The following is a 14,343-nucleotide window of genomic DNA, read 5'->3' as shown; positions in this document are numbered from 1 at the left end:
GGCCGGTGTTGGGCTATCTGCGCAGACGGCTCGGCCAGTCCTGGGCCAGATGCCGGACCGCGACGGTAGCCGCGCCGGATTGCACCGCCGCCGTGGCTGCGTAATCCGGTCCGGCATCGATGTCGGCAAGGGTCATTGCGCCGCCGTTGGTCATACGAAGAAGGCGCGCGGGCGCGGGCGGCACGCTGACGCTGAAGCGGTCGAGGGGCAGTGACAGGCCGGTGCCCAAGGCTTTCACCACCGCCTCCTTTCGGGTCCATAGGCCGAAGAAGGCCGCGTTGATCGCCTGCGAGGGCTGTGCCGCCAGGGCTGCGGCCTCTTCGGACGCGAACTGCCCGCGTGCGATGCGCAGGACGTCCGGGATGGGCCTGATCTCCTCGACATCGACACCGATGGCTACAGTCTGCGCCAGTCCGACGAGGGCGCGTCCCCCGGAATGCGACAGGTTGAAGCTCACGGAGCCGTCGACGAGCTCGGGCTTGCCGGCAGCGCCGGTTTTCAGGCGGATGTCGCCCGGCGGGAGGCCGAGCGCGTCGCCCAGGATCAGCCGAAGCGCTGCATGGCTCGCCTGGTAGCGGGCACGGTCGGCCGCACGGAGGAATCGGCCGGCACGGTCGCGCTCCTTCGCGTCGAGAACGGTGCCGCAGCGTTCGAGCTGCGCGGCCGAGAGCGCGAGATCGACGATCCAGACTTCGGCCGCGCTCACGCGACGCGTCCCGGCAGGGCTTTGCAGGCCGTAAGGTGCGTGTGACGGAGCGGCACGGGTTCGGGTCCGGTGACGGCGGGGGAAGGAGCATCGTCGTGCGGCAGCGGGCCGGCAAGTGCATCACGATTTGAGCAGCCGGTCCGGTCGGGGATGGCTGCAGGCTCCGAATCTGGCCGGGCGGCGCATCCGCTACGGTGTGTTCTTCGCGACCTATCTCTACCAGGGGCTGATCGCTGGATTCTCGCTGACCGCTCTGGCCAATCACTTGGCCGCGCACGGCGTCGCCGCCACGGAAGTCGGGTTTCACTTCGCCCTGGCCGGCCTGCCCTGGACGCTGCAGCCGATCCTGTGGGGTCCGCTGGTCGATCGCTCCGGGGATCGGCGCATGGGCCGGCGCCGGCCCTTTGCGGTGGCGGCAATCCTCGGGTGTCACGCGACGATCGCCCTGATGCTGCTGCTCGGGGTCGATCAGGTCGGCCTGCTCGGTCTCGCCTTCCTGGTCCATAGCCTGTTCGCGTCCCTGCTCGACACCGCCTGCGACCGGCTGATCATGGACCACGTCCCCGCGGCCGAGCTCGGCCGGGTCAGCGCCTGCACGCGGGCCGGGTTCGTCGCCGGGACCAGCCTCAGCGCCGCCGGTCTCGGATGGATGCTGGCGGGCTACGGGCTGAGCGTGAGCCTGTCCGCGCTGCTTGCCGCCGGCATCCTGGCGAGCCTGCCGATGCTTCTCGTGCGCGAAGCACCCGGCGATGCGCTGCTGCATGTCGCCAGGCGCGGGCCGCCGCCGCGGCGCGTGCCGTTCTCGCGTTTCCTGCGCCGTCTCGGCCTCGCCCTGCGGCGGAAGCGGGCCCTGCAGCTGCTCGCCCTCTGCTTCGGCCTAGACGCCGCCCTCGGGCTGTTCGAGCTGCCCTTCTCGATCGACCTGCTCCAGGGCCGGGGCTGGGACCCGGCGACCCTGTCCCGCCTCCAGGCGGGTCTGGCACTGGTGAGCGGCACCGCGGGCGCCTTCGCGATCGGCCTGTGGTCGGATCGTGCCGGGCCGGTGCGGCCCCTGCGGGCCCTGCTGCTCGCGAGCGTCGTGACCTTCGTGCTGGCCGGCATCCTGATCGCGACCGGCCTGCTGGGGTCGGCCGCCCCCCTGATCCTGGCGCTCCCCCATGCGCTGCCGGGATTGCTGATCGTCGCGCTGATGCCGGCCCTGCTCCAGGCTAGCCGCGGCAGGGCCGGCGCCGCGACGCAGTTCGAGGTCTACATGGCCGCGATGAACCTCGGCTCGGTCGCCGGCACGGCGCTGTCGGGCTGGCTCGTCCCGGTGCTGCCGCTGGCAACCCTGAGCGGCGTGGTCGCCGCGATGTTCCTCGGCGCCTTCCTGCTGGTCGGGCGCGGCGATCTGCTCGCCCCGCGCGGTTGAGAGAAGCGGGGATGCCGTCCCGCCGCAGGCTCCCGTAGGGCCCGCGATGCGCTAGAACGCCCTTATGCCTACCGCAAAGCCCGATACGCCCGAGCTCGATCTCACCGCCGAGGAGGCGCGGAGCGAGCACACGCGGATCTCGGACGCGATCCTCGAGGCCGACCGCCTCTACTACCAGGAAGACGCGCCCGAGATCTCGGATGCGGAATACGACCGCCTGCGCCGCCGCCTGGAGGAGATCGAGACCCGTTTCCCCGATCTCGCCGGGACCGGTGCCGCGAGCACGTCGGTGGGCGCCAAGCCCTCGGAAAAGTTCGCCAAGGTTCGGCATGCCGTGCCGATGCTGTCGCTGGGCAACGCCTTCGACGCGGAGGAAGTCGCCGAGTTCGTGGCCCGCGTCCGGCGCTTCCTGGGCTGGCCCGACGAGACGCCCCTCGCCTTCACGGCCGAGCCGAAGATCGACGGCCTGTCGCTGTCGCTGCGCTACGTGAACGGCAAGCTGGAGACCGCGGCAACCCGCGGGGACGGCGAGGTCGGCGAGAACGTCACGGCCAATGCCCGCACGGTTCAGGACATCCCGGCGGTTCTCAGAGGCTCCGGCTGGCCGGAGATCTGCGAGGTGCGCGGCGAGGTCTACCTGTCGCATGCGGATTTCGCCGCGATCAACACCCGCCAGGAAGCCGCCGGCAAACCGCTCTTCGCCAATCCGCGCAACGCCGCCGCCGGGAGCCTGCGCCAGCTCGATCCGAGCATCACCGCCTCCCGCCCGCTGAAATTCTTCGCCTATGCCTGGGGCGAGCTGTCGGAACCGATCGCCGACACGCAATTCGGCGTCCTCCAGCGCTTCGCCACCTGGGGCCTGCCGGTGAATCCCCTCACCCGGACCTTCACCGATATCGAGGCGATGCTCGGCCATTACCGGCAGATCGAGGCGGACCGCGCCGGGCTCGGCTACGACATCGACGGCGTCGTCTACAAGGTCGACGACCTCGCGCTGCAGAAGCGGCTCGGCTTCGTCTCGCGCTCGCCCCGCTGGGCGCTGGCCCACAAATTCGCCGCCCAGGAAGCCACGACGATCGTGGAGGACATCGTCATCAATGTCGGCCGCACCGGCTCGCTCAATCCCCTGGCGAAGCTGCGGCCCGTGACGGTGGGCGGCGTCGTCGTGTCCAACGCGACCCTGCACAACGAAGGCTACGTGAAGGGTGTGGGCGCCGACGGCGAGCCGATCCGCGACGGCCGCGATATCCGCGTCGGCGATACGGTCACGGTGGTCCGCGCCGGCGACGTGATCCCGAAGGTGATGGATGTCGACCTCACCAAGCGCCCGCCGGATTCGAAGCCCTACGCCTTTCCCGAGACCTGCCCGGCCTGCGGCAGCCGCGCCGTGCGCGCGGTCAACCCGCGCACCGGCCGCCCCGACGCGATCCGGCGCTGCACCGGCGGCCTGATCTGCCCGGCGCAGGGTGTCGAGCGGCTCAAGCACTTCGTGTCGCGCAACGGCTTCGACATCGAGGGTTTCGGCGAGACCTATATCGAGGTCCTGTTCGAGGCCGGGCTGGTGCGCCAGCCCGCCGACCTGTTCCGGCTGGATTTCGAGACGCTGAAAGCGGCGGTCGTGGCGCGGCGCGAGGCGCTCTCGGCCGAGCGGCGCGCCGAGTCCGGGGCCACCGAGCCGCCGAAGAAGGCCGCCAAGAAGAAGGGCGAGGAGGAGGACAAGGCGATCAAGAACCTGCTGGCCGGGGTCGAGGCCCGCCGCCGGGTTCCCATGAACCGCCTGCTCTTCGCGCTCGGCATCCCGCAGATCGGCGAGGCCACCGCGAAGGCGCTGGCCAAGCGCTTCCCCGACATGCCGACGCTGATCGCCGCCATCAAGGAAGCGGCGGCCGTCCAGCCGGGGCCGGACTGGGTCGAGCTGACTGCCGTGCCGCGGGTCGGCGGCACGACCCGGGACCGGTTGCTCGATCTCGGCTTCCCCGACGACGCCCCCTCCGACGGGCCGCGCGCGCGCCTCAGCGCGCCCCAGCGCGAGAATCTTCTGAAACATTACGGCGACGCCGACGCCGTTCGGGCCGCGCTGGCCCGCGCCGCCGAGCAGAAGCCCGGCGATGCCTATCGGCTGTTCGCCGACGACGGCGAGATCGGGCCGGTCGCGACCGATGCGCTGATCCTGTTCTTCTCCGAGCCGCACAATTCCGACGCCGTCGCGGCCCTGCTGGAGGAGGTGACGGTCGAGCCCATGGAACGGCCGGCCGCCGCTTCGGCCTTTGCCGGCAAGACCGTGGTCTTTACCGGCACCCTGGAGAAGATGACCCGCAACGAGGCCAAGGCGGTGGCCGAGCGGCTCGGCGCGAAGGTTTCGGGTTCGGTCTCGGCCAAGACCGACCTCGTGGTGGCGGGCCCCGGGGCCGGCTCGAAGCTCAAGGACGCGGAGAAGCACGGCGTCCGGGTCGTGTCGGAAGACGATTGGTTGGGGATGGTGGCCGAGGGTTGATGCGCGAGTCGCGCGGGCTTAGACCGGTCGGGAACACCCCGAGAACGTTCCCCGGCATGGTCCACCCGCGATGACGGTCCTGGCCCTCGACTTCGAGACGGCCAACGAACGGCGCGACAGCGCCTGCGCGGTGGGTCTCGCCTGGATCGCGGACGGGCGCATCGTCCGCCGCGAAAGTCACCTGATCCGCCCGCCGGAGATGCGGTTCTCGCCGGGCAACATCCGGGTCCACGGTATCCTGCCGGCCGATGTTGCCGACCAGCCGGATTTCGCCGGCGTGATGGCGCCCTATCTTGGCGACCTGACGCGCGGGCTGATCCTCGCCCACAATGCCAGCTTCGACATCGGCGTGCTGCGCGCCGGCCTCGCCCGCGCCGGGCTGCCGGTGCCGGCCCTGTCCTATCTCTGCACCGTCCAGATCGCCCGCCGGGTGTTTCCGGCGCCGGAGGGGTGCGGCCTCGGCAAGGTCGCCCGGCGCCTCGGCATCCGGTTCGAGCATCACGATGCCGGCGAGGATGCCTATGCCTGCGCGGCGATCGCGCTGGCGGCCATGCGCCAGACCGAGACGCCGGACGTCCACGGCCTCGCTACGGCCATCGGCGTGCCGGTCACCCGTGTGGCGAGCGGTCCGCCGCTCCCCCGCCGGGCTCCGGGGGCGATCAGCAATCGGGCGCTGGCCGCCTTTCCGGCAGCGCCTTCGGCGCTCAGCTTCACGATCCGGGGCTCCACCGGCAACCAATACAGCGTCGTGCTGGAAGAGCGGGCCGGCGGCCCGCAGCTGCGCTGCACCTGCACGGCCAGCCGCTACGGGATGCGCTGCCGCCACGTGAAGGCACTGGAAGTCGGAGACATCACCGACCTCCTCTCCGACAACGCCAACGATGTCGAACTGCTCGCCCGCATGCTCGGCGCGAAGGTCCGCGTCGCCTGAGCGGATCGGTTCGCGGCCCGTATTTTATTCTTCGCAGCCAATTAAGCTTTGCGATAGATCAGCCGGGTGAATCTTGCCGGCGGAGATGTCATGCGAACGATCGGCCTGCTCGGCGGCATGAGCTGGGAAAGCTCGGCAGAGTATTACCGCATCCTGAACCAGGGTGTTCGCGATCGGCTGGGCCCGACGGCCTCGGCCCGCTGCGTGTTGTGGTCGTTCAACTTCGCCGAAATCGAGGATCTTCAGCACCGGGGCGATTGGGACGGGCTGACGACACGCATGGTCGATGCCGCCCAGCGCCTCGAAGCCTGCGGCGCCGACTTGCTTCTGATCTGCACCAACACGATGCACCGGATGGCGCCGGCCGTTGAGGCAGCGGTGCGCGTGCCCCTCCTCCACATCGCCGATCCCACGGCGGAGCGGATCAAGGCGGCCGGCTTCCGGAAAGTCGGGCTGCTCGGCACCGCCTTCACGATGGAGCACGCCTTCTACAAGGGCCGGCTGGCCGAGCGGTACGGCTTGGACGTTATCGTGCCGGGCCGAGACGACCGGGCGACGGTTCATCGGATCATCTACAAGGAGTTGGTGACCGGGAAAGTGATCCCTGAGTCGCGAGCGGCCTATCGCGCGATCATGGCCCGATTGGTCGAGGATGGCGCCGAGGCCATCATCCTGGGCTGCACAGAGATCATGCTTCTGGTTCAGGCGACGGGCAGTCCGGTCCCGCTGTTCGACACGACCGCGCTCCACGCCGAGGCGGCGATCGAGATCGCCTTGGCCGGCTGAACAGAAGCGTCCAGTTAGGTCCGGAACGCAGCAACCGCGCGCGACATCGTTCGCATCACTATGCTGGTGCTAGACCAGCCATAGACGCCGCGAGCTGAGCCGTTCCCGCGGCGATCGGGAACGGCTCTCTGGCCCTAGTCAGACAGGCTTTCGCCAAAATCAGGCCGCGCGCTTCTGCTCCCCATAAAACGTCCCGCCCCGCTCGGCCATGGCGACCAAGCTGTCGGGCACCCGGAATCGGGATCCGTGCTTGGCCTCCAGACCGCGGGCGAGTGCCACGAAGGCATCCGCGCCCATGAAGTCGATGTAGGACAGGGTGCCGCCCGTGAACGGGGCGAAGCCGAAGCCGAGAATCGAGCCGACATCGGCCTCTCGGGGATCGGTGACAACGCCCTCGCCGACGGTCCGTGCAGCCTCGAGCGCCTGGACCACCAGCAGCCGCTGCTTCAGCTCGGCGAAGTCCACCGCCTCCGGGTCGAGGCGGTTGGGCTGCAGCTCCGCCAGGCCCGGCCAGAGGCGCTTGGGCGCGCCCTCCGGGTAATCGTAGAACCCCTTCCGGTTCTTGCGCCCGAGCCGGCCCTGGCCCTCGACCATGGCGGTGAGGATCGTTTTCTGGGCCGGATCGACCGCCCCCGCCCCGACCTGCGCCTCGGTGGCCTTGGCGATCTTGAGCACGAGATCGAGGGCGACCTCGTCGTTGAGCGAGAGCGGGCCCACCGGCATGCCGGCCTGGCGCCCGGCGCTCTCGATCATGGCGGGCGGCACGCCCTCGGCCAGCATCTTGTGGCCTTCGAGGATGTAGGCGCCGACGCAGCGGTTGGCGAAGAAGCCGCGGGCGTCGTTCACGACGATCGGGGTCTTCTTGATCAGCCGCACGTAATCGAGGGCGGTCGCGAGCGCGGCGTCGCCGGTGGCCTCGCCCTTGATGATCTCGACCAGCATCATCTTCTCGACGGGCGAGAAGAAGTGGATGCCGACGAACCGATCCGGCCGCTGCGAGTGCTTCGCCAGGCCCGTGATCGGCAGCGTCGAGGTGTTGGAGGCGAAGATCGTGTCGGGGCCGATCACCGCCTCGACCTTCTGGATCACCTCGGCCTTGACCGTGGGGTCCTCGAAGACCGCCTCGATCACGAGGTCGCAGCCCGCCAAAGCGGCATAATCCGCCGTGGGGGTGATCCGTCCCAGCAGCGCGTCCCGATCGGCGGTCTTGGCGCGCCCCTTGTTGATCTGGCCGGTGATCAGCGTGTGGGCGTAGGCCTTGCCCTTCTCTGCGGCCTCCAGCGACTGGTCCACCAGCACGACGTCGAGCCCCGCCTGGGCGGTGACGTAGGCGACGCCGGCGCCCATGAAACCGGCGCCGATCACCCCGACTCGCTTCAGGTTGGTGGCGGGCACATCCTTCGGCCGGCGGGCACCCTTGTTCAGCTCGCCCATGGAGATGAACAGCGTGCGGATCATCGCCGCCGCCTCCTTCGAGCGCAGGATATGGGCGAAGTACCGGCTCTCGACCCGCAGAGCGAGGTCCATGGGCAGCTGCAGGCCCTCGTAGACCGAGGCCAGGATCGCCTTCGCGGCCGGGTAATTGTCGTGGGTCTCGCGGCGGTAGATCGCGTTGGCCGGCGGCCAGATCATCATCCCGGCCGGCGAATAGACCTTGCCGGAGGGCGCCTTGAACTTCGGCACATCCCAGGGGGCGACCGCGGAGCCGCCCTCGCGGATCCAGGCCTTGGCGCGCTCGACGATCTCGGCCTGCGGCGCCACCGCGTGGATCAGGCCCATGCCCTTGGCCATCGGCGCGCGGATCTGCTCGCCCTTGAACAGCATCTGGAGCGCGTCGCCGGTCTGCATCAGCCGGGCGACCCGCTGGGTGCCGCCGCCGCCCGGGAACAGGCCGACCTTGATCTCCGGCAGCCCGACCCGCGTCTTCGCATCATCGGAGGCCACCCGGTGGTGGCAGGACAGGGCCAGCTCGAAGGCGCCGCCCAGGCACAGGCCCTGGATCGCCGCGGCGAACGGCTTGCCGCAGGTCTCGAGCCGACGGAACAGCAGCGAGAGACGCCGCGACGCCTCGAAGAAGTGGCGCATGGCCACCTCCTCGCCCTGCTCGGCCTTCAGCTGCTCATAGGCCCGGCCGAGCCCTTGCAGCATGGTGAGGTCGGCGCCGCCGGAGAAATTGTCCTTCCCGGTGGCGATGACGCAGCCCTTGATCGCGGCGTCCGAGGCGACCTGCTCAATGATCTGCTCGAGCTGGTCCATCACCCCTTCGGTGATCACGTTCATCGACCGGCCGGGCATATCCCAGGTCGCCACCGCAATACCGTCGGCGTCGGTCTCGAAGCGGAAATCCGTCAACGTCATGGTGCCGTCCTCCCAAAGTCTCGCCGTCTAAATGCCGAGGGTTTTACGTTAAGGTTGCATTGAGTGCTGGGGCGCATGATCCGCTGGTCGGGGGGAACCGACGGAATCGCTCCATGACGAAGGACAAAGGCTGTCGCGCGTGTCGCGACGGTGCCGCCCTCGATTTCGACTTCACGATGGCGTTCCAGCCGATCGTCGATGTCGGATCCGGACATGTCTGGGCCTACGAGGCGCTGGTGCGCGGGCCCAACGGCGAGCCGGCCGGCACGATCCTCGACCGGGTCACAGACGCGACGCGCTACCAGTTCGACCAGGCGGCGCGCGTGAAGGCGATCGAGCTGGCCGGGCGCCTCCTGCCGCGCGACAGCGATACGCGCCTGTCGATCAATTTCATGCCGAACGCGGTCTACGAGCCGAATGCCTGCATCCGCGCCTCGCTGGAGGCCGCACGGCGCGTGGACTTCTCTTACCGCCGCATCATGTTCGAGTTCACCGAACAGGAGCGGTTCCAAGACATCGAGCATGTGAAGCGGATCGTGGCCGCCTATCGCCAGCAGGGCTTCCTGACGGCCCTCGACGATTTCGGCGCCGGCTTCGCCGGGCTCAACCTGCTGGCGAATTTCCGGCCCGATCTCATCAAGATCGACATGGAGCTCGTACGCGGCATCGATACCGATTCGGGACGGCACGCGATCGTCGCGGGCATCATCGCGATCGCCCGCGCCCTCGGGGTCACCGTTCTGGCCGAGGGCATCGAGACCGCGTCGGAGCGCGATGCCCTGCGCGGCCTCGGGATCACGCTGATGCAGGGCTATCACTTCGCCAAGCCTCAGCTCGAGGCGCTGCCCGAGGTGGAGGGGTTCACACCCCGGGCGGCCGCGCGCGCGGCCTGAAGCCAGCCCATCGCGCGCGGGGGACGGCACCGGCTACTTCGGCGCCGGAGCGGGCGGAGCCGCCGGCGGCGGGACCGGCGGCGCACCGGTCTTGGGCGCGTTGTCGGTGGCTGCGGCCACCGCCAGCATGTTGAGCAGCTTCGTGACCGAGTTTTGCGAGATCGCGGTCACCGCCGAGTTGGGATCGGCGTTCATCGTCTGGAACTTGAGGTAGGTCGGATCGGAATAGATCTCGTCGAGATGCTTCAGCTCGGCCAGCGTGAACTTCTGGGCGTATTCCTTCGACAGGCCTTCGATCATGAGGCCGCGCTGCTTCTCGAACTCGTCGGAGAGCTCCTTGCGGACGGCCTCCGCGCGCGATTCCGGCATCGGCGCCACGGTCTTCTCCAGGGCGACGTTGAAGCCGGTCTGCAGGTTCTTGATCAGGGTCTTGTTCACGAGCGAGGTCGCCTCGGCGACGCGGTCGGACGCCTCGTCGGCACGTGCGGCGAGCGGCAGGCTCAGGGAGACGCCCAGGCAGAGCGTCGCGATCAGGCGGTTCAAGGGCTCGACTCCCAATGTTTTATCGTCCGGACCCGATTTGGGCCGACCGTCGCCCGCGCCTCTAGCAGCGTTCCCGGGCTTTGGGGAGCGGCCGTGTTCCGCCCCCGCGCCGCACCCCCGCTCAGACGCGCTCGATGATCGTGGCGGTGCCCATCCCGGCACCGATGCAGAGCGTGACCAGCGCCCGCTCCTTGCCGGTGCGCTCCAGCTCGTCGAGCACCGTCCCGAGGATCATCGCGCCGGTGGCGCCGAGGGGATGGCCGAGGGCAATCGCGCCGCCGGTGACGTTGACGACCTCCGGATCGAGATCGAAGGCTTGGCAGAAGCGCAGGACCACCGCCGCGAAGGCCTCGTTCACCTCGAACAGGTCGATGTCCGACAGGCTCAGCCCGGACCGGGCCAGGACCTTGCGGGTCACGTCCACCGGGCCGGTCAGCATCAGGGCGGGGTCCGAGCCGATATTGGCAAAGGCCCGGATCCGCGCCCGCGGCCGCAGCCCTGCCGCATCGCCGGCGGCCTTCGAGCCGACCAGCACCGCGGCGGCGCCGTCGACGATGCCCGACGAGTTGCCGGCATGGTGGACGTGGTTGACCGTCTCGACATCCGGGTGCGCATCCGTCGCCACGGCATCGAACCCGCCCATCTGCCCCATCTGGACGAAGGAGGCCTTCAGCGCGGCGAGCGACTGCATGTCGGTGCCCGGCCGCATATGCTCGTCGCGGTCGAGCAGCGTGATGCCGTTCACGTCGCGCACCGGGACCACCGAGCCGCCGAACAGCCCGTCCGCCCAGGACTTGGCCGAGCGCGCCTGCGAGCGGACCGCGTAGGCGTCGCAATCGTCCCGCGAGAAGCCGTACTTGGTGGCGATCAGGTCGGCCGAGACGCCCTGCGGCATGAAATACGACTTGATGGCGATCGCCGGATCGACCGGCCAGGCGCCGCCCGAGGCGCCGATGCCGATGCGGCTCATGGATTCGACACCGCCGCCCACCGCCATCTCGTGCTGGCCGCTCATCACCTGCGCGGCGGCGAAGTTCACCGCGTCGAGGCCCGAGGCGCAGAAGCGATTGATCTGGACGCCCGGGACATGGTCGCCGTAATCGGCGACCAGGGCGGCGGCGCGGGCGATGTCGCCACCGGCCTCGCCCACCGGGTCGACGCAGCCGAGGATCACGTCGTCGACCAGCGCCGTATCGAGGCCGTTGCGGTCCTTCAGCGCCCGCAGGGCCGTTTCGGCCAGGCGCAAAGCCGTCACCTCATGCAGCGCGCCGTCCGCCTTTCCACGGCCGCGCGGCGTGCGGACGTGATCGTAGATGAAGGCTTCGGGCATCGGCGTTCCCCAGCGTGTTCTTGCCTCTTGGCGACGCGGCCTTAACGGGTCGATTCGCTGAGCGCCAGTCTGCCACGGCGGGGGTGCCTCCGACCATCCCGGGCCGTCGCGAAACGGTCAGCCTGCAGCCCGGTGAAACAGAAGCGCGCCCGATCGGGGTTCGATCGGGCGCGCTCGGGAGAACGGTTGACGGGTGGCCTGGAGCCCGTTCGGGATCCTAGGGCGTCTCTGCAAACTCATGTGAGCCAGAGCATGGTCATGCCGAGCGTGACCATAGCGAGGTAGTTTGCGGCTCGCTTCTCGTAGCGGGTGGCGATGCGGCGATACTGCTTGAGCCGACCGATCAACCGCTCGACCTTGTTGCGCTGGCGATAGGCGGCTTTGTCGAAATCGAGCTGGCGGGGCTGATCCTTGCGGGTGGGGATCACCGGCTCGACCCGGCGTTGTCGGAGGCGACGACGGGCCGGCGGACTGGAGTAGCCCCGGTCGCCTGCCGTCCGGCGGGGACGTAGGCGCGGGCGGCCTCGCCCTGGACGTGGCACCGCGCCCTTGTCCATGAGAGCATCCAACGCAAACTGCTCGTGGCGCTCGCCCGCCGTCAGCACCGCCGTGATCGGCTTACCCCCGCCCTCGGCACGCAGATGCAGCTTGGTCGAGAAGCCACCCTGGCTGCGCCCGAGCGCTTCGCCCACGCCCTCGACGGTCGCCTCACCCCCCGATGGCGCCGGACCGGCGTGCCCCGGCGGCGTGCTGGTGGGCGCGCACCACCGTGGCGTCCACGAAGTGCAGGTCCCAGTCGAGGTCGCCGCGCGCATCCGCCTGCGCCTGCAGCCGCCGCAGCACCCGGTCGAACACGCCGGCCTTGCGCCACCGGTAGAACCGGCTCGACACCGTTCCCACAGCACCGTAGCGCGCCGGTAGATCCTCCCAGGGTGCGCCCGTGCGCAGGATCCAGAGCATGCCGTTGAGGACTTGCCGGTGATCCTCCGCAGGCCGGCCCGTGCGCGGCTTCTGCGGAGGCAGCAACGGGACGATCTGCTCCCACTGCGCGTCAGTCAGTTCAAAGCGTCGCATCAAGCCCACATGGGCCTGACCTCCCAGCCTGTGAACCCCTTTGCAGAGACGCCCTAGTCCTGCAGCATGCGCTTCAGGAGCTCGACCTCGTCGCCGAGAACCGCGTCCTCGCCGATCTGCTTCTCGATCTTGCGCACCGCGTGCAGCACGGTGGTGTGGTCGCGCCCGCCGAACCGGCGGCCGATCTCGGGCAGCGAGCGCAGGGTCAGCACCTTCGACAGGTACATCGCGATCTGGCGCGGCTTGACCACCGCAGCGGTGCGCCGCTCCGACAGGATGTCCGAGCGCGAGACGTTGTAGCGCGAGGCGACCAGCTTCTGGATGTCCTCGATCTTGATGCGCTTCGGCTCGCGGTTTTTCACGAGGTCACGGATCGCGCTCTCGGCGGTCTCCATGGTGACGGCCGTGCCGGTGAGCGTGGCATGGGCCAGAAGGCGGTTGACCGCCCCTTCGAGGTCGCGGCCATTGGCGGTGATCGCCCGGGCCACGTAGGTCGCGACCTGCGGCGACACGTCGAAGCCCGGATGGGCCGCCCGCACCGCGGCGAGACGGGCCGACAGGATCGAGACCCGCAGGGCTTCGTCGAGGGCGGTGATCTCGACGACGAGGCCGCCGCCCAGGCGCGAGCGGACGCGCTCGTCCAGCGCCTCCAGCTCGGTCGGCGGCCGGTCCGAGGCGACGACGACCTGGCGGCCGGCATCGATCAGCGCGTTGATGGTGTGGCCGAACTCGGCCTGGATCGACTTGCCCTGGATGAACTGGACATCGTCCAGGATCAGCAGGTCGATGCCGCGCAGCCGCTCCTTGTAGGCGAGCGCCGACTGGGTCTTCAGGGCGTTGACGAAGCCGTACATGAACCGGTCGGCGGTCAGATAGATCACCCGGCGGCCGGCCTCGCGGGCGGCGTGGCCGATCCCGTGCAGCAGGTGGGTCTTGCCCAGGCCGACGCCGGCATGGAGATAAAGCGGGTTGTAGAGGGCGCCCTCGCCCTGGTGCCGGGCGACCCGCTCGGCGGCGGCGTGGGCCAGCGCGTTCGAGCGGCCGATGACGAAGCTCGCGAAGGTCAGACGCGCATCGAGCGGCGTGCCGCTGAGGTCACCCCCGGCATCGGCGGAGCGATGTTCCGACGGCGTCGCGACCGCCGCCACGGGGGCCGGCGTCCCGGTCGCGTGGAGCCGGGCGAGCGGACCGCTGGCCGGGCCGGCCTTCGGGGCACCGATCGCCGCCGGACGAGCCGGGGCGGCCGTGCCGCGCACCCCGACCTCGATCCGGGCGATCTCCTCCGCCTCGGCCTTGAAGGTACCCAGAACCCGGTCGAGGTAGTGGGATTCGATCCAGCTCTTGAGGAAGCGCGTCGGCACGGTCAGCCGTGCCGTGCCGCCCGCCACGCCCTCGAGTTCCAGACGGGCGAACCAGCTGGCGAACACGTCCTCACCGAGCTCGGCGCGCAGCCGCCGCTTCACCCGCGCCCAGGCGGATCCGAAATCCGTGTTGCCGCCGCCGCGGCCGCCCTCGTCGTCGCTCGCCACCGTTCCGTCGACACGCATCACTGGCTCTCCCGACGCCGCCGGCGGAAACCCGCAGGCAGCGCGTACGCACGATTTACGCCCTCAGCGTCCCGCATGACCGGGCGGGACAGACTCCGTTGGCGGAGTCAACTCCCCACCAAGGAACTTTTGCCGATTGGAAGAGCCTATCAACAATTACCTACAGTTCCTTTAACAGTGGGACTTGTGGGGACGGCCCAGATTCCCAACCGCAAGTGTTTCCTGACCCAACCAAGCCGCTTGCTAGAGTCTTGGCGAATCGGATTGATT

11 protein-coding genes are annotated in these 14,343 nt (G+C 69.5%); 5 read left to right on the top strand and 6 right to left on the bottom strand.

Annotated elements, in window-relative coordinates:
* Positions 1-13: 13 nt before the first annotated feature.
* Complete coding sequence (locus tag WYO_RS09585; protein ID WP_007561710.1) at positions 14-706, bottom strand: 4'-phosphopantetheinyl transferase superfamily protein; 693 nt, start codon at positions 704-706, stop codon at positions 14-16.
* A gap of 127 nt (positions 707-833) precedes the next feature.
* On the opposite strand from WYO_RS09585, the gene WYO_RS09580 reads away from it, so the two are divergent.
* The 4 genes from WYO_RS09580 to WYO_RS09565 all read left to right on the top strand — a co-directional run bounded on the left by WYO_RS09580 (position 834) and on the right by WYO_RS09565 (position 6,328).
* Positions 834-2,117 (top strand): MFS transporter, encoded by a 1,284-nt coding sequence (locus WYO_RS09580; protein ID WP_128754972.1) that lies wholly within the window; start codon positions 834-836, stop codon positions 2,115-2,117.
* A 64-nt stretch (positions 2,118-2,181) separates the two neighbouring features.
* Positions 2,182-4,611 carry an NAD-dependent DNA ligase LigA gene (gene ligA, locus WYO_RS09575; protein ID WP_007561706.1) on the top strand — a complete coding sequence of 810 codons (2,430 nt, stop codon included), beginning with the start codon at positions 2,182-2,184 and terminating at the stop codon, positions 4,609-4,611.
* Between the two features lie 70 nt (positions 4,612-4,681).
* Positions 4,682-5,542 (top strand): 3'-5' exonuclease, encoded by an 861-nt coding sequence (locus WYO_RS09570; RefSeq protein WP_007561705.1) that lies wholly within the window; start codon positions 4,682-4,684, stop codon positions 5,540-5,542.
* 90 nt (positions 5,543-5,632) lie between these two features.
* The gene (locus WYO_RS09565; protein WP_007561704.1) at positions 5,633-6,328 is read left to right on the top strand and encodes an aspartate/glutamate racemase family protein; all 696 of its coding nucleotides are present in this window, start codon (positions 5,633-5,635) and stop codon (positions 6,326-6,328) included.
* Between the two features lie 159 nt (positions 6,329-6,487).
* On the opposite strand, the gene WYO_RS09560 is transcribed toward WYO_RS09565, so the two are convergent.
* Positions 6,488-8,686: a 3-hydroxyacyl-CoA dehydrogenase NAD-binding domain-containing protein gene (locus tag WYO_RS09560; protein WP_007561702.1), complete on the bottom strand. Its 2,199-nt coding sequence runs from the start codon at positions 8,684-8,686 to the stop codon at positions 6,488-6,490.
* A 113-nt stretch (positions 8,687-8,799) separates the two neighbouring features.
* On the opposite strand from WYO_RS09560, the gene WYO_RS09555 reads away from it, so the two are divergent.
* Entirely contained in the window at positions 8,800-9,579 is a 780-nt protein-coding gene (locus WYO_RS09555) for an EAL domain-containing protein (protein ID WP_007561700.1), read from the top strand.
* Positions 9,580-9,612: 33 nt separating this feature from the next.
* On the opposite strand, the gene WYO_RS09550 is transcribed toward WYO_RS09555, so the two are convergent.
* The 4 genes from WYO_RS09550 to dnaA all read right to left on the bottom strand — a co-directional run bounded on the left by WYO_RS09550 (position 9,613) and on the right by dnaA (position 14,073).
* The gene (locus WYO_RS09550) at positions 9,613-10,122 is read right to left on the bottom strand and encodes a hypothetical protein (RefSeq protein WP_007561698.1); all 510 of its coding nucleotides are present in this window, start codon (positions 10,120-10,122) and stop codon (positions 9,613-9,615) included.
* A 121-nt stretch (positions 10,123-10,243) separates the two neighbouring features.
* Complete coding sequence (locus WYO_RS09545) at positions 10,244-11,452, bottom strand: acetyl-CoA C-acetyltransferase (RefSeq protein ID WP_007561696.1); 1,209 nt, start codon at positions 11,450-11,452, stop codon at positions 10,244-10,246.
* Between the two features lie 236 nt (positions 11,453-11,688).
* Positions 11,689-12,526 (bottom strand): IS5 family transposase gene (locus tag WYO_RS29830; RefSeq protein WP_085985783.1). Its coding sequence is split into 2 segments (ribosomal slippage): positions 11,689-12,168 and positions 12,170-12,526, totalling 837 coding nucleotides; the frame shifts between segments, so codons are not numbered across the junction.
* A gap of 53 nt (positions 12,527-12,579) precedes the next feature.
* Positions 12,580-14,073, bottom strand: a complete 1,494-nt coding sequence (gene dnaA, locus WYO_RS09530) for a chromosomal replication initiator protein DnaA (RefSeq protein ID WP_007561679.1) — start codon at positions 14,071-14,073, stop codon at positions 12,580-12,582.
* Positions 14,074-14,343: the final 270 nt, after the last annotated feature.

It is taken from the genome of Methylobacterium sp. GXF4 (assembly GCF_000272495.1).
GTDB classification, from domain to species: Bacteria; Pseudomonadota; Alphaproteobacteria; order Rhizobiales; family Beijerinckiaceae; genus Methylobacterium; species Methylobacterium brachiatum.
Note: the sequence above shows the minus strand (reverse complement) of the source record. Positions and strands in the feature narration are given on the sequence as shown.

Coding starts and splice junctions, on each gene's coding strand:
- WYO_RS09570 (WP_007561705.1), top strand. CDS start 4,682: ATGACGGTCCTGGCCCTCGACTTCGAGACGGCCAACGAACGGCGCGAC.
- WYO_RS09555 (WP_007561700.1), top strand. CDS start 8,800: ATGACGAAGGACAAAGGCTGTCGCGCGTGTCGCGACGGTGCCGCCCTC.
- dnaA (WP_007561679.1), bottom strand. CDS start 14,073: ATGCGTGTCGACGGAACGGTGGCGAGCGACGACGAGGGCGGCCGCGGC.
- WYO_RS09560 (WP_007561702.1), bottom strand. CDS start 8,686: ATGACGTTGACGGATTTCCGCTTCGAGACCGACGCCGACGGTATTGCG.
- WYO_RS09565 (WP_007561704.1), top strand. CDS start 5,633: ATGCGAACGATCGGCCTGCTCGGCGGCATGAGCTGGGAAAGCTCGGCA.
- ligA (WP_007561706.1), top strand. CDS start 2,182: ATGCCTACCGCAAAGCCCGATACGCCCGAGCTCGATCTCACCGCCGAG.
- WYO_RS09545 (WP_007561696.1), bottom strand. CDS start 11,452: ATGCCCGAAGCCTTCATCTACGATCACGTCCGCACGCCGCGCGGCCGT.